The sequence below is a fragment of the Candidatus Sororendozoicomonas aggregata genome, assembly GCF_031528575.1.
Classification (GTDB): domain Bacteria; phylum Pseudomonadota; class Gammaproteobacteria; order Pseudomonadales; family Endozoicomonadaceae; genus Endonucleibacter; species Endonucleibacter aggregata.
Genome location: NZ_JAVLSP010000070.1, coordinates 1 through 21,742, shown reverse-complemented (window position 1 = coordinate 21,742; position 21,742 = coordinate 1). Strand labels below are relative to the sequence as shown.

25 protein-coding genes are annotated in these 21,742 nt (G+C 46.1%); 13 read left to right on the top strand and 12 right to left on the bottom strand.

Annotated elements, in window-relative coordinates; genetic code table 11:
• Window positions 1–155: 155 nt before the first annotated feature.
• Window positions 156–917 (bottom strand): Nif3-like dinuclear metal center hexameric protein, encoded by a 762-nt coding sequence (locus V4C51_RS12865; RefSeq protein WP_330926577.1) that lies wholly within the window; start codon window positions 915–917, stop codon window positions 156–158.
• Window positions 918–1,235: 318 nt separating this feature from the next.
• Between V4C51_RS12865 and V4C51_RS12860 the strand changes: the two genes are divergently transcribed.
• Window positions 1,236–2,357 (top strand): S1C family serine protease, encoded by a 1,122-nt coding sequence (locus V4C51_RS12860; RefSeq protein ID WP_330926576.1) that lies wholly within the window; start codon window positions 1,236–1,238, stop codon window positions 2,355–2,357.
• Window positions 2,358–2,364: 7 nt separating this feature from the next.
• On the opposite strand, the gene murA is transcribed toward V4C51_RS12860, so the two are convergent.
• The 7 genes from murA to V4C51_RS12825 all read right to left on the bottom strand — a co-directional run bounded on the left by murA (window position 2,365) and on the right by V4C51_RS12825 (window position 7,456).
• Window positions 2,365–3,627 carry a UDP-N-acetylglucosamine 1-carboxyvinyltransferase gene (gene murA, locus V4C51_RS12855; RefSeq protein ID WP_330926575.1) on the bottom strand — a complete coding sequence of 421 codons (1,263 nt, stop codon included), beginning with the start codon at window positions 3,625–3,627 and terminating at the stop codon, window positions 2,365–2,367.
• Between the two features lie 23 nt (window positions 3,628–3,650).
• On the bottom strand, window positions 3,651–3,899 hold the full coding sequence (locus tag V4C51_RS12850) for a BolA family protein (protein WP_330926574.1): 249 nt from the start codon (window positions 3,897–3,899) through the stop codon (window positions 3,651–3,653).
• 378 nt (window positions 3,900–4,277) lie between these two features.
• Entirely contained in the window at window positions 4,278–4,589 is a 312-nt protein-coding gene (locus V4C51_RS12845) for an STAS domain-containing protein (RefSeq protein ID WP_330926573.1), read from the bottom strand.
• Between the two features lie 24 nt (window positions 4,590–4,613).
• Window positions 4,614–5,342 (bottom strand): MlaC/ttg2D family ABC transporter substrate-binding protein, encoded by a 729-nt coding sequence (locus tag V4C51_RS12840; RefSeq protein ID WP_330926572.1) that lies wholly within the window; start codon window positions 5,340–5,342, stop codon window positions 4,614–4,616.
• Window positions 5,343–5,376: 34 nt separating this feature from the next.
• Entirely contained in the window at window positions 5,377–5,850 is a 474-nt protein-coding gene (mlaD, locus tag V4C51_RS12835; RefSeq protein WP_330926571.1) for an outer membrane lipid asymmetry maintenance protein MlaD, read from the bottom strand.
• Between the two features lie 2 nt (window positions 5,851–5,852).
• Window positions 5,853–6,647: a lipid asymmetry maintenance ABC transporter permease subunit MlaE gene (gene mlaE / locus V4C51_RS12830; RefSeq protein ID WP_330926570.1), complete on the bottom strand. Its 795-nt coding sequence runs from the start codon at window positions 6,645–6,647 to the stop codon at window positions 5,853–5,855.
• Window positions 6,644–7,456: an ATP-binding cassette domain-containing protein gene (locus V4C51_RS12825; RefSeq protein WP_330926569.1), complete on the bottom strand. Its 813-nt coding sequence runs from the start codon at window positions 7,454–7,456 to the stop codon at window positions 6,644–6,646. Before V4C51_RS12825 ends, mlaE begins: the two co-directional genes overlap by 4 nt.
• 465 nt (window positions 7,457–7,921) lie before the next feature.
• Between V4C51_RS12825 and V4C51_RS12820 the strand changes: the two genes are divergently transcribed.
• The 5 genes from V4C51_RS12820 (at window position 7,922) to lptB (ending at window position 11,968) form a co-directional block, all read left to right on the top strand.
• Window positions 7,922–8,875 carry a calcium/sodium antiporter gene (locus V4C51_RS12820; RefSeq protein ID WP_330926568.1) on the top strand — a complete coding sequence of 318 codons (954 nt, stop codon included), beginning with the start codon at window positions 7,922–7,924 and terminating at the stop codon, window positions 8,873–8,875.
• Window positions 8,876–8,899: 24 nt separating this feature from the next.
• A complete protein-coding gene (locus V4C51_RS12815) occupies window positions 8,900–9,874 on the top strand; it encodes a KpsF/GutQ family sugar-phosphate isomerase (protein WP_330926567.1) in 975 nt (324 codons plus the stop codon).
• 27 nt (window positions 9,875–9,901) lie between these two features.
• The gene (gene lptC, locus V4C51_RS12810) at window positions 9,902–10,474 is read left to right on the top strand and encodes an LPS export ABC transporter periplasmic protein LptC (RefSeq protein WP_330926566.1); all 573 of its coding nucleotides are present in this window, start codon (window positions 9,902–9,904) and stop codon (window positions 10,472–10,474) included.
• Window positions 10,461–10,985: a lipopolysaccharide transport periplasmic protein LptA gene (lptA, locus tag V4C51_RS12805; protein ID WP_330926565.1), complete on the top strand. Its 525-nt coding sequence runs from the start codon at window positions 10,461–10,463 to the stop codon at window positions 10,983–10,985. The genes lptC and lptA overlap by 14 nt, the downstream gene beginning before the upstream one ends.
• A gap of 257 nt (window positions 10,986–11,242) precedes the next feature.
• Window positions 11,243–11,968: an LPS export ABC transporter ATP-binding protein gene (gene lptB / locus V4C51_RS12800; RefSeq protein WP_330926564.1), complete on the top strand. Its 726-nt coding sequence runs from the start codon at window positions 11,243–11,245 to the stop codon at window positions 11,966–11,968.
• 257 nt (window positions 11,969–12,225) lie between these two features.
• Here lptB and V4C51_RS12795 read toward each other — a convergent pair whose 3' ends face one another.
• The 3 genes from V4C51_RS12795 to dapB form a co-directional block, all read right to left on the bottom strand.
• Window positions 12,226–13,221: a hypothetical protein gene (locus V4C51_RS12795; RefSeq protein WP_330926563.1), complete on the bottom strand. Its 996-nt coding sequence runs from the start codon at window positions 13,219–13,221 to the stop codon at window positions 12,226–12,228.
• Between the two features lie 346 nt (window positions 13,222–13,567).
• Window positions 13,568–14,224, bottom strand: coding sequence for a class I SAM-dependent methyltransferase (locus V4C51_RS12790; RefSeq protein ID WP_330926562.1), 657 nt, complete (start codon window positions 14,222–14,224; stop codon window positions 13,568–13,570).
• A 27-nt stretch (window positions 14,225–14,251) separates the two neighbouring features.
• The gene (gene dapB / locus V4C51_RS12785) at window positions 14,252–15,061 is read right to left on the bottom strand and encodes a 4-hydroxy-tetrahydrodipicolinate reductase (protein ID WP_330926561.1); all 810 of its coding nucleotides are present in this window, start codon (window positions 15,059–15,061) and stop codon (window positions 14,252–14,254) included.
• Between the two features lie 87 nt (window positions 15,062–15,148).
• Between dapB and V4C51_RS12780 the strand changes: the two genes are divergently transcribed.
• On the top strand, window positions 15,149–16,267 hold the full coding sequence (locus V4C51_RS12780; RefSeq protein ID WP_330926560.1) for a PilT/PilU family type 4a pilus ATPase: 1,119 nt from the start codon (window positions 15,149–15,151) through the stop codon (window positions 16,265–16,267).
• A 41-nt stretch (window positions 16,268–16,308) separates the two neighbouring features.
• Here V4C51_RS12780 and V4C51_RS12775 read toward each other — a convergent pair whose 3' ends face one another.
• A complete protein-coding gene (locus V4C51_RS12775; protein WP_330926559.1) occupies window positions 16,309–16,515 on the bottom strand; it encodes a hypothetical protein in 207 nt (68 codons plus the stop codon).
• Window positions 16,516–16,677: 162 nt separating this feature from the next.
• Here V4C51_RS12775 and V4C51_RS12770 point away from each other — a divergent pair, with 162 nt between their 5' ends.
• The 6 genes from V4C51_RS12770 to V4C51_RS12745 all read left to right on the top strand — a co-directional run bounded on the left by V4C51_RS12770 (window position 16,678) and on the right by V4C51_RS12745 (window position 21,487).
• Window positions 16,678–17,136: a hypothetical protein gene (locus V4C51_RS12770; protein WP_330926558.1), complete on the top strand. Its 459-nt coding sequence runs from the start codon at window positions 16,678–16,680 to the stop codon at window positions 17,134–17,136.
• A 538-nt stretch (window positions 17,137–17,674) separates the two neighbouring features.
• Window positions 17,675–18,160 (top strand): hypothetical protein, encoded by a 486-nt coding sequence (locus tag V4C51_RS12765; protein ID WP_330926557.1) that lies wholly within the window; start codon window positions 17,675–17,677, stop codon window positions 18,158–18,160.
• A 244-nt stretch (window positions 18,161–18,404) separates the two neighbouring features.
• Complete coding sequence (locus V4C51_RS12760) at window positions 18,405–18,872, top strand: hypothetical protein (protein WP_330926556.1); 468 nt, start codon at window positions 18,405–18,407, stop codon at window positions 18,870–18,872.
• Between the two features lie 434 nt (window positions 18,873–19,306).
• Window positions 19,307–19,795: a hypothetical protein gene (locus tag V4C51_RS12755; RefSeq protein ID WP_330926555.1), complete on the top strand. Its 489-nt coding sequence runs from the start codon at window positions 19,307–19,309 to the stop codon at window positions 19,793–19,795.
• A 414-nt stretch (window positions 19,796–20,209) separates the two neighbouring features.
• Window positions 20,210–20,662 (top strand): hypothetical protein, encoded by a 453-nt coding sequence (locus V4C51_RS12750; protein ID WP_330926554.1) that lies wholly within the window; start codon window positions 20,210–20,212, stop codon window positions 20,660–20,662.
• 366 nt (window positions 20,663–21,028) lie between these two features.
• Window positions 21,029–21,487, top strand: a complete 459-nt coding sequence (locus V4C51_RS12745) for a hypothetical protein (protein WP_330926553.1) — start codon at window positions 21,029–21,031, stop codon at window positions 21,485–21,487.
• The last annotated feature ends 255 nt before the right edge of the window (window positions 21,488–21,742 follow it).

Below are 21,742 nucleotides of genomic sequence, written 5' to 3'. Positions count from 1 at the left end.
CAAATCGTTTGGCGAAATGACAGCTTTTTGCCACTACCTACCTCTAACACCCTGAAATATATAGAGTAGACGCAGGTTCAAATCCCGCCGCCTCCACCATACATCTTGTAAAAAAACAGTATTTATAGAAGCATAAAAGTACGAATGCGCATAGTTTAAACAGGTGAATGAATATCAATAAACTGATGCGCCACATCCATTCTTTCCGTTACCCACTGCGCTAACGCTTGAACGCCATAGCGCTCGGTAGCATGATGACCAGCGGCAAAATAATGAATGCTGTTTTCCCGGGCAAAGTGAAACGTAGATTCTGACACTTCGCCGCTGACAAATGCATCAGCTCCCAATGCTAATGCCTGATCAATCATGCTCTGTGCCGCACCAGTACACCAGGCAACCCGGTTGATGCTGTGGTCCCCCCCGGTAATTGCCAGTGGTTTGTGATGTAAAACATTTTCCAACTGAGAAGCCATGTCTTTAACGGATAGCTTATCCTGAAGTGTCCCCCAATTACCCAGTGGTCGGGCTTTACCGGCTTCCATGCCTCCTTGAATATTCCATCCCATGCGTTGTGCCAGCTGGGCGTTGTTGCCCAAAACAGGGTGTGCATCCAGTGGCAGGTGATAGGCTATCAAACTAATACCATGGTGCAGTAATGTTTCAATACGCTGCTTTTTCATCCCGGTAATAACCGCTGATTCACCTCGCCAGAAGTAGCCATGGTGAACCAGGATGGCGTCGGCTTCTTTTTCTATGGCCTGATCGATGAGAGCTTGGCAGGCGGTAACGCCTGTGATGATTTTTTTGATGGTTTTTTTTCCCTCCACCTGCAATCCATTTGGGCAATAGTCCTTAAAAAGGTGGGGCTGGAGTTCCTCATCAAGGGCGTTTACGACTTCAGTTAATGTCACAGGCATGGTGGTGTCCGTTGATTTAGGTGTTGTTAGTAGGAGCCTGCCGGACTTATGCTTTCGAGCATAAAATTCAGTAGTGCGAGTCAGAATTTTCGATCAATTTGTGCGAATAGTTGACCTATTTAAGCAAATTGATCGGAAATTCTGGCCGCGTTTTCTCGCGTTTTCTCGCACTTCTTGGATTTTAGGCCGAAATTGTCTTAAGTCCGACAGGCTCCTGGAGCATTGTACGATTCGGGCTGGCAGTGACCCCTAACAATCGTTTTCATACAATGGGATACTTTAGTAGATAATATCAGTCGGCGTTGAGTGTGCCATTTTATGAAAAAACAATTGCAATTTTTTGGCTGGCCGGTGCTGGCAGGTGTCATTGTCTGTGTAGTCATTTTTTTGCTAAAACCTGGTCTGATGGGGTTTTCTTCAGAATCGCTGGATAATGCCTTGAACCGGGCAAGCACCTGGTTTTCTCCCAGTAGCCGAGTATCTTATAGCTCAGGAGTAAAACGCGCCACACCTGCCGTTGTGAATATTTCCACCGCATCAGCTCCTCAAAGGAAGGAAGCGCCCATTGCTGTGCCTCCTCATATGCAGGGTAGCCAGAAAGTTGAGACCAGCCTCGGTTCTGGCGTCATCGTTAGCCCTGATGGTTTCATCCTTACGAATAATCATGTGATTCAGGGGGCTGAGCGTATTATTGTCTCCCTAAGAGATGGAAGGGAAGAAATTGCTACTGTTGTTGGCACGGATCCTGAAACGGATTTGGCGGTTCTGCGCGTCAATACCCACAGCATGCCTTACATTCACCTGGCTGACTCTTCACAGGCGGAGATTGGTGATGTTGTACTTGCTATTGGTAACCCCTTTGGGCTGGGGCAGACTGTGACAATGGGGATTATCAGTGCAACAGGGCGTAATGACCTTCAGCTCAATACCTATGAGGATTTTATTCAAACGGATGCCGCCATCAATATCGGTAACTCCGGTGGTGCGTTGATCAATGCTTACGGTGATTTGATCGGTATCAGCACATTGCTTTTTTCCCGGGGAGGGGGTAATGAGGGGGTGGGTTTTGCCATTCCTTCAAATATGGCGCGCTTTGTCATGCGCTCAATTATTCGTTATGGCGTTGTCATCAGGGGTTGGCTGGGTATCGAGTCACAGCCCCTTAGTAACACGCTGGCTGGTGCCTATGGCATTAAACCTGATGCAGGCATTTTAATTTCCGGTGTGTACAACGGTGGACCTGCAGACAGAGCGGGTATTCAACGGGGGGATATTCTGACAAAAATCAATGGTCAAAGTACCAGCGATGGCAGGCGTGTAATGAACATGGTGGCACAAAAGCCACCAGGGTCACACGTGACCATTGAAATTATTCGCAATGGTCAGGTGATGGATATGAACACCGAAGTTGACCGTCGGCCAAATATTGTCAGTAATTGAACAGGTGCTACCCGGCAATGCGCTGAATGTTGGCGCCAAGTTGTCGGAGCTTCTCTTCGATGCACTCGTAGCCACGATCAATGTGATAAATTCGCTCAATCTCTGTATTGCCGTCAGCTACCAGGCCAGCAATAACCAGGCTGGCTGACGCCCTTAAGTCCGTTGCCATCACTGGTGCGGCTTTTAGTTTATTAACACCGCGAACAATAACGGTATTGCCTTCAATGGTAACATCGGCGCCCATTCGCTTCATTTCCTGAATATGCATAAAGCGGTTTTCAAAGATGGTTTCAGTGACATGCCCAGTACCTTCAGCAATAGCATTCAGTGCGGTAAACTGGGCCTGAATATCAGTTGGCATGGCCGGGAAGGGAGCCGTTTTCAAGTCAACCGCCTTGGGCTTTTGCCCGTGCATATTAAGCTCAATCCAGTCTTTACCCCATTCAATGGTGGCACCGGCTTCACGGAGCTTGACTAAAATGGCGTCCATGATATCAGGCTGGACATCTTTCAGGCGGATGCGTCCCTGTGTTGCCGCAGTAGCAATCAGGTAAGTGCCTGCTTCTATGCGATCAGGCAATACGGTATAACTGCAGCCTTTGAGTTTTTTCACGCCCTGGATGCGAATGGTGCCTGTGCCATGACCGGAAATTTTGGCGCCCATGGTAATCAGGCACTCGGCGAGGTCGACAACCTCAGGTTCACGTGCTGCATTTTCGATGATGGTTTCTCCCTCTGCGAGGGTTGCGGCCATTAATATGTTCTCAGTGCCGGTGACTGTCACGGTATCCATAGAAATTTTGGTTCCTTTGAGGCGACCATTCACCACGGCTTTAATATAACCATCTTCAACGATGACATCAGCGCCCATTTGCTGCAGACCCCGTATATGGAGATCAACAGGCCTTGAGCCAATGGCGCACCCCCCCGGTAATGACACTTCTGCACGACCATGGCGAGCGAGGATGGGGCCCAACACCAGGATAGAAGCTCGCATGGTTTTTACGAGTTCATAAGGTGCCCTGAGATGTTTTATTGTGCTTGCGTGAACTTCAACATTCATTTTTTCATCGACTAGCAGGTCGATGCCCATGCAGCCGAAAAGCTCAAACATGGTGGTAATATCGTGGAGATGCGGAAGGTTGCAAACAGTGACAGGCGTATCCGACAGTAAAGTGGCTGCGAGAATGGGAAGTGCAGAGTTTTTTGCACCGGATACACGAATTTCACCGTCCAGGCGCACACCGCCTGTAATAATCAATTTGTCCATTATGGCTCCAACGTGCGCCTGTGTCAGCCCTGATTTGCCTTCTGGTTCCATTCGCTGAATGTCAGCGTGGTCATGGTGACAGCGTGAATTTCTCCGCTGGCAATGTACGGGTTGAGGTGAGCATAGACTATTTGTTGGCGCTTAACCGGAAAAGCCCCTTGAAATACATCATTGATGACTGTCAAGCGAAAGTCACAGCCTTCTCCTTCGACAATAACCTCAGATCCGGGCATTTTTTCTTCGAGCAACGCTTTCACTTTGGTGGCTTGCATGCATCTACCTCCCAAACAGGCAAAAGACATCAATAATATAGGAGAGGCCGTGAGCTTGCCACTGTTCAGACCTAGTGATAAAGCGCAGAAACCTGCAGCATTTATCACCGGTATCTGGGTACCAGTGACTACATTTCTTTAGGAGCCTGTCGGACTTATGCTTTCGAGCATAAAATTCAGTAGGGCGAGTCAGAATTTTCGATCAATTTGTGCGAATAGTTGACCTGTTTAAGCAAATTGATCGGAAATGCTGGCCGCACTTTCTCGCACTTTCTCGCACTTTCTCGCACTTTCTCGTACTTTCTCGTACTTTCTCGTACTTTCTGGATTTTAGGCCGAAATTGTCTTAAGTTCGACATGCTCCTGGTGGCAATATGCTCAAAACGGCTTCTGAAGCAGCTCCTCAAGGTCAGCGACCTGAACCAGGGCTTCTAACTGTGCGGGCATGTTCTGGAAAGACAAGGTGGTACCTTCTTTTTGCGCAAGACGCATCCAGCTCAGCAAGACTGATAAAGCAGAGCTATCAGCCTGCTCTGTGAAAGCCAGGTCAATACACCAGTGGGTGACCCCTTGCGAGGACGCCGAGGCCATGAGTTGTTTTTTTCCTTCCGTAACCACGGTAACCGCATTATCGAAAGTAATGGAACCTTTCATGGCAAAGTGACCATTAGCAAGGGCTTCCAGAGGCATGTCGTATTCTCTTCAGTGTTTGTGTTAAGACGATGATTTACCCACTTTTTCTTTCAACTGCTCATTATCAGCGCTCATGATGTCCAGCCAGTTGTCGATGACGTATTGAAGTTTTCCATGCTTATCAACAGCCTCTGAGAACTGCTGGCGAAACTGGATACCAATATTAATACCGTCAATGATGACATTACGCAGCTTCCATTGCCCATCGTCAAAGATCATTGAGTAGGAGATTGTCAGCGTGCGATCACTGGTTTTAACCTTCATGTTAACGGGGATCTGTCGCGAACGACCTGCCTTGTAGTCATTAATAACTGTCTCAGATACAGTGTCTACCTGTTCAATGGAGATCTTGGTATTATCTAGCTTCAACAGTGCCTTGCCATAAAAGTTGAGCAGGCTGCTTTTAAAGTTTCGCTCAAACGCCAGGATTTGCTCAGGTGTGGCGCGATGGGCGTATTTACCCATCACACCCCGGGCAATGGACTCAAAGGCAATCACGGGTGATAGCTTTTGATCCACTTCATTAATAAACTCCGCAGGAGCTTTCTGGTAGCGACTCTTGTTTTTGATGAAGTCATCAAGCAGGTTGCGGGTAATCTTCTCCACCTCTTCGCTCGGTGAAGGCATTTTTGCAACTGCCTGAGTGCTTTTTGCACTGTTTGTCGTCTCTTCTGCCACGGCAGAGGGTAGGGAAACTATGCCAAGCGCAAGGAAAGTCGCGCCCCAGATGACAGGACGTAAACTACTCATGTTATCAGATCCTTTGTGGTTCATAGGATGCCTTCTATTTGCCATCATCTTTTTTGTGGACCAGGGCCAGTAGCACTTTACCAATCAGGTCTTCCAGGATGAGGGCAGACTGAGTGTCTTCAATACGGTCGCCGCTTTTCAGAAACTGTTCATCGCCACCGACACTGATGCTGACATATTTTTCACCTAGCAGCCCAGCGGTCACAATAGCTGCCGTACTATCCAGGGGAATGTTGTCTATGCGAGAATTGATTGCCAGCTCAACGTGCGCCATGTAGGTTTGCTTGTTGTAGCTAATATCGGTGACTTTACCGATGATAACACCAGCCATGGTGACTTTTGCCCGCTTTTTCAATGCGCCTATATTATCGAACTCGGCAGTAAGTTGGTAAGACGTTCTTGAGGTTGATAAAGATAGTCCACTGACTTTCAATGCCAGCACGAACATGGCCAGAATGCCTGCCAGCATAAAGGCTCCTACACTGATTTCTACGGTACGCATCCGCATATTTACGGTTCTCCAAACATGACTGCGGTGAGAATGAAATCAAGGCCAAGGATAGCCAGTGACGCATAAACAACGGTTCGGGTCGTAGCACGGCTGACCCCTTCTGACGTGGGTGTTGCATCGTACCCCTGAAAGACGGCAATCCACGTCACGACAAAGCCGAATACCAGGCTTTTAATTAACCCATTGCCAACATCGCTTACCAGGTCAACAGACTGTTGAATGCCTGACCAGAATGAGCCGTAATGAACACCGAGCCAGTCAACACTGACCATGGCACCCCCTAAAATACCGACCATATTAAAAATAGCGGTCAGGATAGGCATGGAAATGACCCCTGCCCAGAACCGGGGGGCGATGACCCGCTTAAGGGGGTCAACACCAATCATTTCAAGGCTCGATAGCTGCTCCGTGGTTTTCATCAGGCCAATTTCAGCAGTGAGTGCCGAGCCGGCCCTTCCGGCAAACAGCAAGGCCGTTACAACAGGGCCAAGTTCACGGACGAGGCTTAGTGATACCATCTGCCCGACAGCATCTTCTGAGCCGTAGCGAACCAGGATGTAATAGCCTTGCAGCCCAAGTACCATGCCGATAAACAGACCTGAAATGGTAATAATGATTAGCGACAGGAAACCAACGCTGTATAGCTGTTTTATCAGGAGCGAAAAACGATTGCCCAGTGACGAAGGTGTCAAGATAGAAAGCACCAGAAAAATACCGGTACGGCCAATAGATTGCAGGGCGTCGAGGCCAAAGCGACCAAGCTGCGCGATCTTGTCTATGACATCAAGTTTCATCTACCTTCCCCTAGTAATGCGTCGCTGAAATTGCTGGCCGGGTAGTGAAAAGGGACAGGACCATCGGGTTGTCCTTGCATAAACTGTTTAACCTTGGGATCTTCAGAGTGCCGCATCGCCTCAGGAGTACCCTGACCAATAATATGGCCGTCAGCGAGCAAATACAGATAATCTGAGATGCTGGCGGTTTCATTGAGGTCATGGGAGACAATCACGCTGGTTACCCCAAGCGCCTTGTTAAGGCGACGTATCAGTTGCACCAGAACGCCCATGGCAATAGGGTCCTGCCCGACGAAGGGTTCATCGTACATGACCATGTCCGGGTCCAAAGCAATGGCTCGCGCCAACGCCACCCGGCGGTTCATCCCCCCTGAGAGCTCACTGGGCATCAACTGGGCAGCGCCACGCAACCCGACAGCCTGAAGCTTGATCAGCACAATATCACGAATCATGGCCTTGGGCAGTTTGGTGTGCGTGCGCAGAGGAAAGGCAATGTTGTCAAACACACTTAAATCCGTGAACAACGCACCGCTTTGGAACAGCATGCCCATCTGTCGGCGAAGCCGAAATAACTCCTCCCGTGATAAGGTTGCCAGATCGTGCCCGTCCACAATGATTTGACCGGCATCTGGCTTTAACTGGCGACCAATCAATCGCAGCAAGGTCGTTTTGCCTGTGCCAGAAGGCCCCATAATCCCAACCACTTTTCCACGAGGGATGGTCAGGTTGATATTATCGAATATCGTGCGATCTCCCCGACGAAATGTCAGGCCGCGAATGTCTACAAAATTATCGCTCGTGTCTGTCATTAAGCACTGATACCTTTTTATATAGGAAAGCAGCGTTAGGGTTGTCAGGAATCATTGAGACTCAGGTGCCGTTGGCAAAATAACCGGGCGCTTTATCTAAAGTTTGTACCATTCAATGAACGCAGAGTAAAACTCATAGCCTGCCTTAACGGTGGAGGTGCTATGAAATATCTTCCAAGTGTAAAAAATAGCAGGTCTTTTAGTGAAGGTTCCAGCCGGGTGCTTCCGGTGCTTCGCTCACTCAAATTAATATATCCTTACTTACCTTGAGTTTTCAATAGATGGACTATTAAGTTAAGAGCAGTTTTATTTGACACTCATTTTCGCTTGGTAGTGCCTTTGAAATAGTCCATGGTGGGGTATGCTACAGGTAAATCCGGTAGAAGTCATTCCACTACCCCCCTATAGGCGGTACAATGGCGAAGTTTGCTGTCAAAAAGCCCAAGATTGAGAATAGTCTATTCAATGACCGTTGCCATTATTGCCATTATTGCTGGTTTGGTCGCGCTTACCTGGAGTGCGGACCGGTTTGTATCAGGTGCGGCTGCAGCGGCTAAAAGCTGGGGCGTATCTCCCATGCTGATTGGCCTTACCGTTGTCTCAATTGGTACTTCAGCGCCTGAAATTTTAGTTTCTATCACTGCCGCATTGCAAGGGCATGGCGATATTGCCGTTGGCAATGCTATTGGTTCCAATATTGCGAATATCGGCCTTGTACTGGGTGTTACCGCGCTGATTGCTCCCCTGCCAATCAAGTTTTCCCTGTCACGACGGGAAATCCCCTGGCTAGTTTTGGTGACGTTGGTGGCAGGTGGCTGTATTGTCAATGGCTACCTTGGGGTTGTGGATGCGCTGGTGCTTCTGTTCATGCAGGGGTTGACGTTGTATTTGATGTTCCGTTGGCAAAAAAAAGCTGACAACAATGAATATTCTGAAGGTGATGAGCTGCCTGATCTGGCAAAAAGCACTGCCTGGCTTTATTTACTGGGGGGGCTGGCCTTACTGTTAGCGAGTTCCCAGCTACTGGTATGGGGCGCTGTGCGGGTGGCAGAGATGATGGGGGTCAGTGAGTTGGTCATTGGTTTGACTATTGTTGCCATAGGGACAAGTCTCCCTGAGTTAGCTGCATCCCTGGTGAGTGCCTTGCGGGGACACCATGACATTGCTTTAGGCAATGTGGCTGGCTCCAATATTTTTAACTTGCTGGCTGTGTTGTCAGTACCGGCTATGATTGCCCCTGGTGAACTCAATGATGCGGTGATCTGGCGAGATTATCCGGTCATGCTCGGGCTGACAGTGTTTGTTGCCTTGCTGGCCATGCTGGGTAAACAGCCCCGGCATATTGGCCGACTAGCCAGTGTCATCCTACTTGCCAGCTATTGTTTTTACGGCGTATGGCTTTATATACACCATTTATGAACCCGTCGTTTACAGGAATATGGAATGACCAGCGATGATGCTTTTATTGCCTCAGGGTTGCAGACCCTGGCCATGGAACTGAATGCTATCAAAGGACTAAAAAACCGGATTAACAGCCATTTCGTCAAGACCTGTCGGGTGATTCTGGAATGCCGCGGACGGGTTGTTGTGACCGGGATGGGTAAATCTGGCCACATTGCTCGAAAAATCGCTGCGACGCTCTCCAGCACCGGTACCCCGGCTTTTTTTGTGCACCCTGGTGAGGCCAGTCACGGTGATATGGGGATGATCACCAAAGATGATGCCATCCTTGCCTTGTCTAATTCCGGTGAAACCAGTGAAATTATTACCCTGCTGCCATTGATGAAACGCCTGGGAGCGCCTTTAATCAGTATGACAGGCGCGCCTGAATCTACGCTGTCACAGGCCGCGGATTTTAACCTGGATACCTCTGTTGAGCGTGAAGCCTGCCCGCTGGATCTGGCTCCTACATCAAGTACAACGGCCCAGCTGGTCATGGGTGACGCCCTGGCAGTGAGTTTGTTGCAAGCACGAGGGTTCAGTATGGAAGATTTTGCCTTTTCCCATCCCGGCGGAACACTGGGGCGTCGCCTGTTATTAAAAGTGGCAGATATCATGCATCAGGAAGATCGTGTGCCTTCTGTGCCAACTGGCACAAAGTTAAGTGATGCGCTGGTGGAAATGACCCAGAAGGGTCTGGGGATGACAGCCATTCATAACGAGCGCCGACAGGTGGTGGGCATCTTTACTGATGGCGATTTGCGACGGACGCTTGATCACTGTATTGATATTGGCACCGCGACTATTGATGATGTAATGACAACACATTGTAAAACCATATCCCCGCATATACTCGCGGCAGAAGCGTTGAAGATTATGGATGACCGTAAAATCAATGCGCTGATCTGTGTTGATGAAAATCATCAGGCCATAGGTGCGATTAACATGCATGACCTGCTTAAAGCCGGGGTTGTATAATACGCTAATGGATGCCAAAAACCTGTTATGACCCTGAACCGGACTTATTTATTGTATTCAGGCCTGTTATTGCTGGTGTTAGTTCTCGGCTACTGGGCCTTTGATGGCCGGATGCCCACTACTATTGGAGAAAGAACGCCCGACAATAAAGCCCATCCTGATTACTTTCTCGAGCAGGTATCCATCACTCACTACAACAAAAAAGGTAGGCGTGATTATTTGCTCACATCCAGTAATTTATCGCACTACCTGGAGAAAGGTACCGCTTTGTTGAGCGATCCTTATTTAAGGGATTACCGTGATCCTGACCAGATGGTTGATAGTAAGGCTGTTCACGGGAAATGGCTGACAAGCACGGAAACCCTGATTCTCTGGGATGATGTGGTGCTCAGGCAGGATGATTTGAAAACAAACAGAACTGTCCGTGTGGAAACAAACTATCTCACCATACATACTCCAGATAGAATGGCTGAAACTGACAAGCCGGTATTAATTACCAGCAACGGTAGCTATACCCGAGCGGTTGGAATGCAGTCATTTTATGATAAAGGTATTATCTATTTAAAAAATAGTGTCCGAGGGCTTCATGTACCTGAGTAAAGCTTTTTCTTTAATTGTATTGTTATTACCATCGCTGGCTCTGGCTTTGGCCTCTGACCGGGATAAACCCATCAAGGTTGATGCAAAAACGGCCAGTATTGATTACAGAAAAGGTGTTTCGGTGTATCGAGGGGATGTTGTCATTACCCAGGGGTCGACCTTGTTAAAAGGCGATGTAGTGACGATCTACAATGACCAGAATCGCAATGTCACTAAAGTTGAAGCACAGGGTAAGCGGGCCTACTTTGAAGAGTTGCAAGATACCACCAAGGGCAAAAAAGCGAACAAGATAGAAGCCTGGGGTGAAACGATTACTTATGATATTGCCGGTGACCGGGTCAAACTGCTGACCGATGGCGAGCTTTCCCAGGATGGCGATGTCTTTAAGGGTGAGCAGATTAACTATAATCTAAAGCTGCAAACAGTTAACGCTACCGGCAAGTCACAAAACGGTGGTGAAAAAGGACGCATTGAAATGGTGATTCAGCCTCGCGCCGAAACGGGTGTTTAGGAGCCTGTCGGACTTAAGACAATTTTGGCCTAAAATCCAGAAAGTGCGAGAGAGTGCGGCCAGAATTTCCGATCAATGTGCTTAAATAGGTCAACTATCCGCACAAATTGATCGAAAATGCTGACTCGCTCTACTGAATTTTATACTCGAAAGCACAAGTCCGACAGGCTCCCAGGGTCAGCTTTTCTTGTTAACTTCTCCCCATTGTGTCATGCATGGGTAATCTATTGCCACTTAATCACAGGTCTATCATTTTAATGGCTACACTTACCGCCGCGAACCTTAATAAGAGTTATAAAAGCCGCAATGTTGTCAGGGATGTCTCGCTACAGGTCAACAGTGGTCAAATCGTTGGTCTGCTTGGCCCTAACGGGGCTGGAAAAACCACGTGTTTCTATATGATTGTCGGTCTGGTCAGGGCCGATGGGGGTACTGTAGTAATTGACCAGAAAGATTTGTCTTTTGAGCCGATGCACGGGCGTGCACGTGCTGGAATCGGCTATTTACCCCAGGAGGCTTCTATTTTCCGGCGCTTATCCGTAAAAGATAATATCCTGGCTATTCTGGAAACTCGAAAGGGCTTTTCAAAGAAGGCACGTGAAGAGAAAGCCGAATCCCTCCTGCGTGAGTTTAATATCCACCCTATTCGTGACAGTCTGGGGATGAGCCTCTCCGGCGGTGAGCGTCGGCGTGCGGAAATTGCTCGGGCCCTGGCAACTGACCCTACCTTTATTTTACTGGATGAGCCTTTTGCCGGTGTCGATCCTATTTCTGTTGGTGATATCAAAGGGATTATCCGCCATTTGCAGGAGCGTGGTATTGGTATTCTCATTACTGATCACAATGTTCGCGAAACACTGGATATTTGTGAGAAAGCCTACATTGTCAGTGAGGGCCATATTATTGCTGAGGGTGACAGTGAGACGGTGCTGAATAACAGAAAAGTACGGGAAGTCTATTTAGGGCACCAGTTTAGCTTATAAAACAGCATGTTACTATCATGAACAGCTTCCAGGAAAACACGTGAGAAGAACCCTTTGCTTCTCTGGCAAGTGCCGAAGCTAGCCCGGATATTTCATAAACTCCCCTTAGAGCCGCAAGGAGCAAGCAAGGCCAGGAGCATGTTTATGAAATATCCGGGCTAGGAGGCTGTTAGTGTCATTGCGCTAAATCCAGAACAGCAACCAGAGACTGCTGGCTGCATGAGCAGGGTAGCCTAAAATGTGCTTATCGGGACAAACTAGCTTGAAACAGTCCGTCTTGTTTTACTCAGAGGGGGTAGCTTGAGCTTGGTGTCATCCTTTTTAACGATCCTTTTAACGGTCTTTTTAAGTTTATTTAGATTTGTCTGTGCAAGCCGCATGTTTTTTAGAAACGTTGGGTCTGAATTCTTTTCACTGACTTTCTCAAGACGTTGAAAAGATTTGATGATTTTATTTATACACTCACCATCCTCGTGCGCGGATTTTTTTATTGCTTTATGATTTAAAGCCATTTTCAGGTGTTTTATGCTGAACTCGCTAAGGAAATGTCTAAGATTACGTGACACTTCATTTCTTGGATAAAAATTACGAGTATTACGAGCTTTTTCTTTCAAATAACTTGTACGAAAATTATTCAAGTACCTGCGGCTAAAATAAGGGTTAAGGGCTACTTCCGTAAACACAGTCGCGAAAAGAAGGTGATATGAAAATACATCTGTATAGGGGGGGGTACAACTAAATTCTTTTATCATCTTGGTAAAATAAACAGAAGGCATGTAGAAATATAAGCACAATTTGCAGAGCTTATCATCTCTGTCGGTCATTCCTCCACGTTTATAAGCATAGGGTCGCTGATGGTTAAACAAATGGATCAACAGATCAGCGATGGCTCTGTGTGCTAATATTGCTTTATCAAATATCTCTCCAGGAGATTGACTGTGGCATTCATATTTACCCGTCATGCTGACAGCATATAAACGAGTTAGGTTATGAATGGGCGTAATGTCTTTAGAAATGGAATAAATAATTTTACTAAACTGACTAATGATTGAGGTTATATTGTCATAGGTTCCTTCGAGCAAAAGCGTGTCATAACGACTACTTTGGGTTTTTAATAGGGTCGCGGTATTTTTTATTGTATCCAAGGCGATCACGTTTTCTGCTTCAGGGTTGGCATAGCCAAACAAGGGAGCAAAAGTCAGAAAAACAAAAAGAGCGCTGTAGAGCCTTTGTTTTTTTATACGCTGTATCATCCAACGTCTCCGAATGTATGTGCAAAGCATAAAGCTATTGAGGTATTCGCTCTAATTGTTATTAGCGTTCGAAAAATCGTAGGAGCTAAGGATAGTTGGCTTTTTATCTTTGTCCAGTATTTGAGTTATTCACTCAAGCAGGTCTTTCAGATCCGTGAGCATTAATAAGCACTTCTTTAATGCACTGCAACTAGGAGCCTGTCGGAGAATAGACTACCCTACTGCGGTTGCGATAAATTGGTCTAAAAATTCCTGCTTCTTCATCAAATAGCCCCACTATTATGCTCAGAAGCAGAAATTTTTATCCTCAATTTCTCGTAATCCTCGCTAAGGGCGCTATTCTCGGTCAGGCTCCTGGCATGGCTACACAGACAAAATGTCTCTGATTGTTAATTGTCCGGTGATGCCGTTTAAAAAATTGGTACAATTGACTAAATTCTTCCATGGGGTGCCTTGCCTGAATGGCTTCACCGTAAGTCAGTATGATTTTGCCTTTTGGCTTTAACAGGTCAGAGCCTTGTTGAAACAAAGCCCGTTTCATTTGAAACTGTGGATCATAAACAGAGTACTCAAGCATATCCGCTGGCCGCGCGTCATCCCATGGCATACCAGCGGTGATGATATTAAATGTCTCATGCTGCTTAAGGGCTTTCAGGTTATGGCTCACGCGAAATGATATCCGATCAGACACCCGGTGGCGTGCTGCATTTTTTTTGGCGCAATCAATGGCATCGGGGTTGATATCAACAGCCACCACCCTGGCTTTGCGCCTGGCTGCCTGGATAGCCAGAAAGCCTGTGCCCGTGCCATAGTCCAACACTGTATCTCCGGGGGTGATGCCATAAACGGGGTCGTCGAGGCACTCAACCACCAGTTCCGACAGTTCACTTGTGGGGTAGACATGTTGATCAACAGTAAGGGTAATCCCACCATACGTAACATCATAAGGTGTTGTTAAAGCCCTTATTTTTTGCAAACGTGCTTCAGCTTTTTTTGAACGCATGGTGTCAATACCCTTTTTTCGACATCATCAACAGTCTCTGATCCCGAGCACATCCTGCATATCGTAAAAGCCGCTTTTCTTTCCTTGAAGAAAAGCCACTGCCCTGACAGAGCCACGGGCATAAATCATACGATCGCTGGCTTTATGGGTAATCTCAATCCGCTCGCCTTCACAGGCAAATAACACCGTGTGATCACCAATGACATCACCGGCCCGGACAGTGGCAAAACCAATAGTCTCCCGCTCTCTGACACCGGTGTTTCCTTCACGGCCATAGATTGCCCATTGACCTAAGTCGCGCCCAGTGGCTTTAGCGACCACCTCACCCATTTTCAGGGCTGTGCCGGAGGGTGAATCCACCTTATTGCGGTGATGGGTTTCCAGCACTTCCACATCAGCATCAAGCCCCATAACCCTGGCGGCAGTTTCCAGTAATTTAAACACCAGATTCACCCCAATACTCATATTCGGCGCAACCACCATCGGGGATTGCTCAGACAGTATCTTCAGGGTTTGTTGTTGTTCAGCACTGAATCCCGTCGTGCCAATCACCATGCTTTTGCCGTGTTCAGCACACAGAGCCGCGTTAGCCATGGTGAACTCTGGATGGGTGAAGTCAATGACCGTATCAACTTGATGGATGCTGTCCGACAGGCTGCCTGTCAGAGGTACCCCAAGGTTATTCCCCCCCGCTAACTCACCGGCATCAACACCGAGCAGACTACTACCTGGCGAAACAATAGCAGCGCTTAGCACCGTTTTATCATCGGCTGCTATAGCCTCTACCAGCATGCGCCCCATCCGGCCCGCGGCACCTGCAATCCCAACCTTTATCATTGTCATCCCCGGCAATCATCAGTGGCTAAAACCTGAAAGTCTAACGCCGACATCATAAACAGCAAGATAAATAATAAGGGACTCTTTATGAACCTCCGAAAAGCCCTGAAACATCTTTCCGATATCAGTGCGTCAGAGCTTTTTGTGACGGTGGGTTTTCCCCTTTCCGTCAAGCGCAATAATCAGATTACCCGTATTATGAAAGAGCCGATGACCACGCATGCGGTGGCTACGGGCATCGAGTCATTGCTTAACGACCATGAACACAACAAATTCCGCGCCACTGGCGAGAGCAACTGCGCCATTGATATCGAGGGGGTGGGGCGCTTTCGTATCAGCGCTTTTCTTCAAAAAGGGGAGCCTGGCATGGTGGTCCGACGTATCCATACCCATGTTCCCACACTGGCTGAGCTGGGGCTGCCCATTCATCTGAATGAGCAGGTGCTGCAAACCAGAGGGCTGATTTTGCTCACAGGCTCGGCGGGTTCGGGAAAAAGTACGACCATGGCAGCGATGATCGGTCACCGAAACAGAACTGAGAAAGGGCACATTATTATCATTGAAGACCCCATTGAGTTTATTCACCGTCATGACCAGTGCATCGTCACCCAGCGTGATGTCGGGCTCGATACAGCCAGCTATGAAGAGGGGCTGGCCAATGCCTTGCGACAGGCGCCGAATATTGTGGCCATCGGTGAAATTCGTTCCCCTGAGGTAATGAGGCACGCTATGGCTGCTGTGGAAACCGGGCATCTGTGTCTGGCAACATTGCACGCCAACAATGCCTATCAGGCGCTGGAGCGTGTTATCCACTTTTTCCCCCAGGAGCAACGGCCACAACTGCTGATGGACTTATCATTGAATATACGTGCCATCGTTGGGCAGCAACTGATTACCTCCAAAGATGAGAAAACGGTACACCCTGCCGTGGAAATTCTGCTAAATAGTCCGAGAATGGCAGACCTGGTCAAAAAGGGAGAAATTGATGCGCTTAAGGAGCTGATCGGTAAATCCCGTGACCAGGGTATGCAAACTTTTGATCAGTCACTGTACGATTTATACGAGGCCGGTAAGATTTCTTATAATCAGGCTCTGCTCCACGCCACCTCGGCGAACGACTTGCGGTTAATGATCAAGCTAAAAGGTAATCCTCCTGAGGATAACCAGGGGTATGATACGAGTTCTTTGCGATTATCCCGGGATTAGACATTACCGCCTATGTTTATCAAGGTAGTCAGAAAAGCCCCTTAAATTAAACGACAGGCTCCTGGACAGAGTAACCTTTGCGTGGTAGTGTCGGTGGCGGTAGTCTGTAGCTGTTTTGAATAATCTTTTATGTCCATATCCTGGTCGGCTATTTCACCAGCAGGTACCTGATCAACCTTTTTCTTGTGACTCTTGCGACTGTCCGAATGTTTTGCCCAGTGCATCGTTGACACCTGTAAGGCACCCATCGCAAAACTCCTTCAGCCACAATGAATTTGGATTTTCAGAGCAGTTTACGCAATATGCGGACTAACCGTCAATTTGCGCAGTGGCTTTGGGGTTTTCTACTAACGGCAAAAATATAACCGTTTTAGTACACCCGTTTAATTCAGCGAATGGGGGTGGTTACCATGAAAAAGACTTATATTTTCATTGCACTTATAATGCTGACTAACTATACCTTTGCGAAAAAAGAAACCTTGTATGTAAACCACAAGGCGGATAGTGGCGCCTTTCTTGATGATGGCATTGATTACATTGTCAAACCCATTGGTAATGGGCATTGCCTTTATCCTAATGGAACAACGCCGAGAAGCCTGACTATCCATTCTATAACCTGGTCTGCAATAGGTGGCCAATTTAAAATTAACTTCATCAGTGACATTACCAGATGGTGTGGGTATCATACTAGCTCTCAAGATTTTGAGGTTCACAGCCTCAATGGTCCTTCAGTATCGGCAACATTTCAGTGGTATAGCCCTTGTGGTAAAAATTCCCGTATGAGAGTGTTAAACGATCCACATCATATTGTGAAGGGAAAGGCATTCAATTCCATTGTAGTAGGCAAATCGGCTAGTTCCCCTAAATAGGCACCAGAGAAAATGGCATACTTGTTTAGATGAAGGTGTTTTTGACCAAGACAGTATTTCTATCAGTCTTGCTTATGCATGAACTGGCGGGCCATTTACACACTTACATTGTCTGTAGTATGCAAGCCGTTGGGAAATAGTCTCGGTCAAGTGTGTCGGATTACTGTTAATACCAGTCGTCTTTTCTAACTACCGTAAGAGTTTACAAACTGGACGACAGAGACTAGGAGCCTGTCGGACTTAAGACAATTTCGGCCTAAAATCCAGAAAGCGCGACCAGAATTTCATGCTCGAAAGCTTAAGCCCGACAGGCTCCTGGGTTAAAGGCGTCGGGTTGCGGGTAATACTAACTGCGGTAAAAAAATTACATCCATGACCCATCATGTTGGTTGGAGGTTTGCTGTGTGATAGTTTATGAAATAGCCGGGCTAACAGTCAATTTACACAATGGCTTTGGGGGGCTACTAACGGCAAAAATGTAGACGCTTCAAAACACCCGTTTAATTCACTGGGTGGTTCCTTAATCAGGGTACTTACCATGAAAAAGACTTATATTTTCATTGCACTTATAATGTTGACTAACTATACCTTTGCATCAACAGAAATCTGGAATGTAAACCACAATTGGACAAATGTGATATGGAACGATGGTGAAGAAATCTATTTAGATGATGGCATTGATTACATTGTGAAACCCGTTGGCAAAGGGCATTGCCTTTATCATAATGGAATAACTCCAAGCAGTATAACTCTCCATAGTATGAATCGGTCTAAAAACATCAGTGGCCAATTTAAAATTAACTTCATCAGTCACATTGCTAGATGGTGCGGGTATCATTATAGCTCTCAAGATTTTGAGGTTCATAGCCTTAAGAATCCTTCACTATCGGCAACCTTTCAATGGTATAGCCCTTATGCTAAAAGATCCCGTATTAGAGTGTTAAACGATCCACATCATATTTTGACAATAATAAATGAATTCGATTCCATTCTAATAGGCAAACCGGATACTCCTCCTGAATAAGCACCGGAGAAAATAGCATACCTGTTTAGATGGAGGTATGTTTGATCAATACGGTGTTTCTATCAGTCTTGCTTATACCTGAGCCAGGAGCCTGTCGGACTTAAGACAATTTCGGCCTGAAATCCAGAAAGCGCGGTCATAATTTTATGCTCGAAAGCATAAGTCCCACAGACCCTTGGCGGTAAAAATGTAAACACTCCCCCCACGTGATTAACTGAGCGGTTCCTGAATCAGGGTAATTATCATGAAAAGAATTTGCGCTTTCATCGCACTGATAATGTTGGCTAACTACGCCTTTGCAAAATTAGAAATATGGAAAGTAGTCCACAATGAGACATGGAGCAAAAGTGGCATGCTTGATGATGGCAATGAGTATGTTGTTAAACCCGTTGGTAATGGGCATTGCCTCCATTTGGAGACAATGCCTGGCAGAGTAATGGCCCATGTTGGAAATAAGCTTGGAGAGGGTATATTTGTCATTGATTTTCTGGGTAACATTTTTTGTAAGTGTGGGTATGAACATAGCTCTCAAGACTTTGAGGTTCATAGCCTCACTGATCACTCACTATCGGCAACCTTTCAATGGTATAGCCCTTATGGTAAAAAATCCCATATTAGAGCGTTAAACGATCCGCATCATATTGTGATGGCAGTAACAGGTCCAAGACCGCGGACAATTTACATCGGCAAATGGGTTGATCCTCCTGAATAAGCACCAGAGAAAATAGCGTACCTGTTTAGATGAAGGTATTTTTGATCAATACGGTGTTTCTATAAGTCTGGTTTTTGCGTAAACTGGCGGTTCGTTTGCGCGTCTACATTGTGTGTAGTGCGCAAGCCGATGGAAAATGGTCTTGTTCAAGGGTGTTGGGTTGCAGGTATATCAATAGGTTTTTCCAATCACGGTAAAAACCTTGGTAACGTCTTATGGCGCAAGATTTTAATCATAGTTAAAAGATAAAACGGGTATAAAGCTTGCTTCTGTGATTAATCATGTTGGTTGGAGGTTTAAATGTGGCAGTTGATGAAATAGTCAGACCCGTAGTAGATAGGCACAATGTCTTCGCCCCATTCTGCTAAGGGTAGACTTGTGGACGCTTTAATATACCCGTTTGACTGAGCAGCTTCTTAACCAGGAGAATCACCATGAAAAAAATTTACACTTTCATCGTACTCATCCTATTGGCTAGCTACACTTTTGCAAAAACAGAAACCTGGATGGTTCGCCACAATATGTCAACGTCAATGGACGCAAGTGGAGCAAAATATTTTGATGATGGCAATGATTATATTGTGAAACCAGTAGGTAATGGGCATTGCCTCTCTGGTGGAACAAAGCCGGATAAAACAACTATTTATGGAATACGACTTCATCAAGCTCCAACTTATGGTCAATTTAAAATGACCTTCAAAGGTGGCATTTTCGCCGGGTGTGGGTATAAACATAGCTCTCAAGATTTTGAGGTTCATAGCCTCAATAATCCCTCACTATGGGCAACATTTCAATGGTATAGCCCGTGGGCTAAATCATCCCGTATTAGAGTATTAGACGATCCGCATCATATTGTGATGGCAGTAACAGGTCCAGCTCGAAGGACAATTTACATAGGCAAATGGGTTGATCCCTCTGAATAAGCGCCAGAGAAAATAGCATACCTGTTTAGATGAAGGTATTTTTGATCAATACGGTGTTTCTATCAGTCTTTCTTATACCTGACCTGGAGGCACAGGTCTGCATTGTGCGTGAGCCAATGGCAAGTGATTCAGGTTAAGGGTGTCGGGTTGCGGATAATGCAATAAGGCTTTGCCAACTACGGTAAAAAATCTTGAAAAAGCGTTATGGTGCAAAATCTTAATCATAGTTAAAAAATAAAATGGCTATAAACACTTACACCTGTGATTAATCATGCTGAGTTGGATGTTTATAATGTGGCAGCTTACGACATATCCGGGCTAACAGTCAATTTGCACAATGGCTTTGCCTCGTTTTGTTATCGGTAAATTGCAGACGCTTCAACATGCTCCATCGAATTAACCAGGATAATTACCATGAAAAAGATTTATATTTTCATTGTACTTATAATGTTAACTAACTACACCTTTGCATCAAAAGAAATATGGTATGTAGTCCACCATGTGTCATGGGACAGAAGTCGTCAACGCTATTTTGATGATGGCAATGATTACACTGTGAAGCCCGTTGGTAATGGCTATTGCCTTTATCGTAATGGAACAACGCCGAGAAGTATAACTTTTCATAGTAGAAATTGGTCTAAGCCTGTTGGCCAGTTTAAAATTAATTACATAAGTAACATATTTTATGGTTGTGGATATAAACATAGCTCTCAAGATTTTGAGGTTCATAGCCTCAATAATCCTTCACTATCGGCAACGTTTCAGTGGTATAGCCCTTATGCTAGATCATCCCGTATTATAGTGATAAACGATCCAGATCATATTGTGACGGCAGGTCCATTCGGTTTCGTTGACATAGGTAAATAGGTTAATCCTACTGAATAAGCACTCGATGAAAAATAAAATGGCTATAAAACTTACACCTGTGATTAATCATGCTGAGTTGGATGTTTATAATGTGGCAGTTTACCAAATATCCGGGCTAGGAGCCTGTCGGACTTAAGACAATTTCGGCCTAAAATCCAGAAAGCGCGGCCAGAATTTCCGATCAATAGATCAACTATTCGCGCAAATTGATCGAAAATTCTGACTCGCTCTACTGAATTTTATGCTCGAAAGCATAAGTCCGACAGGCTCTTGGCAGTCAATTTGCGCAATGGCTTTGCCTCGTTCTGTTATGGATAAATTGCAGACGCTTCAACATGTTCCATCGAATTAACCAGGATAATTACCATGAAAAAGATTCACGCTTTCATTGCAATTATAATGTTAACTAACTACACCTTTGCATCAAAAGAAACTTGGAAAGTAGTCCACAATGCGTCATGGGACGGCACGTCGCACTATGTTGATGATGGCTATGATTATGTTGTGAAACCAGTGGGTAATGGATATTGCCTCAATTATGAGACAATGCCGAGAAATTTAACGGTCCATGCTGGAAATCCGCCCGAGACATCAGTTGGCGCATTTAGCATTGACTTCACAAGTGACATTTTTTTTAAGTGTGGGTATGAACATAGCTCTCAAGATTTTGAGGTTCATAGCCTCACTTATCCTAGAATGTCGGCAACCTTTCAATGGTATAGCCCCTATGCTAAATCATCCCGTATTAAAGTAGTAAATGATCAAGATCATATTGTGATGACGGTAAAAGACCGAGCACCAAATACAATTTACATAGGCAAATAGGTTGATCCTCCTGAATAAGCGGCAGACAAAAAATACAATAGCTGTTTAGATTGAGGTATTTATTTTTGACTATTTTTATTTAAGCTTGATGGGGCTTCTGTCTGCGCTCACAATCTTTTATGAGCTGCAACCGCTGATAAAAGATTGTGAACAACTTCCTAGCCCGGATATTTCATAAACATGCTCCTGGCCTTGCTTGCTCCTTGCGGCTCTAAGGGAGTTTTGCTCAGTCGACCCTACTCCCCGGTACGGCGC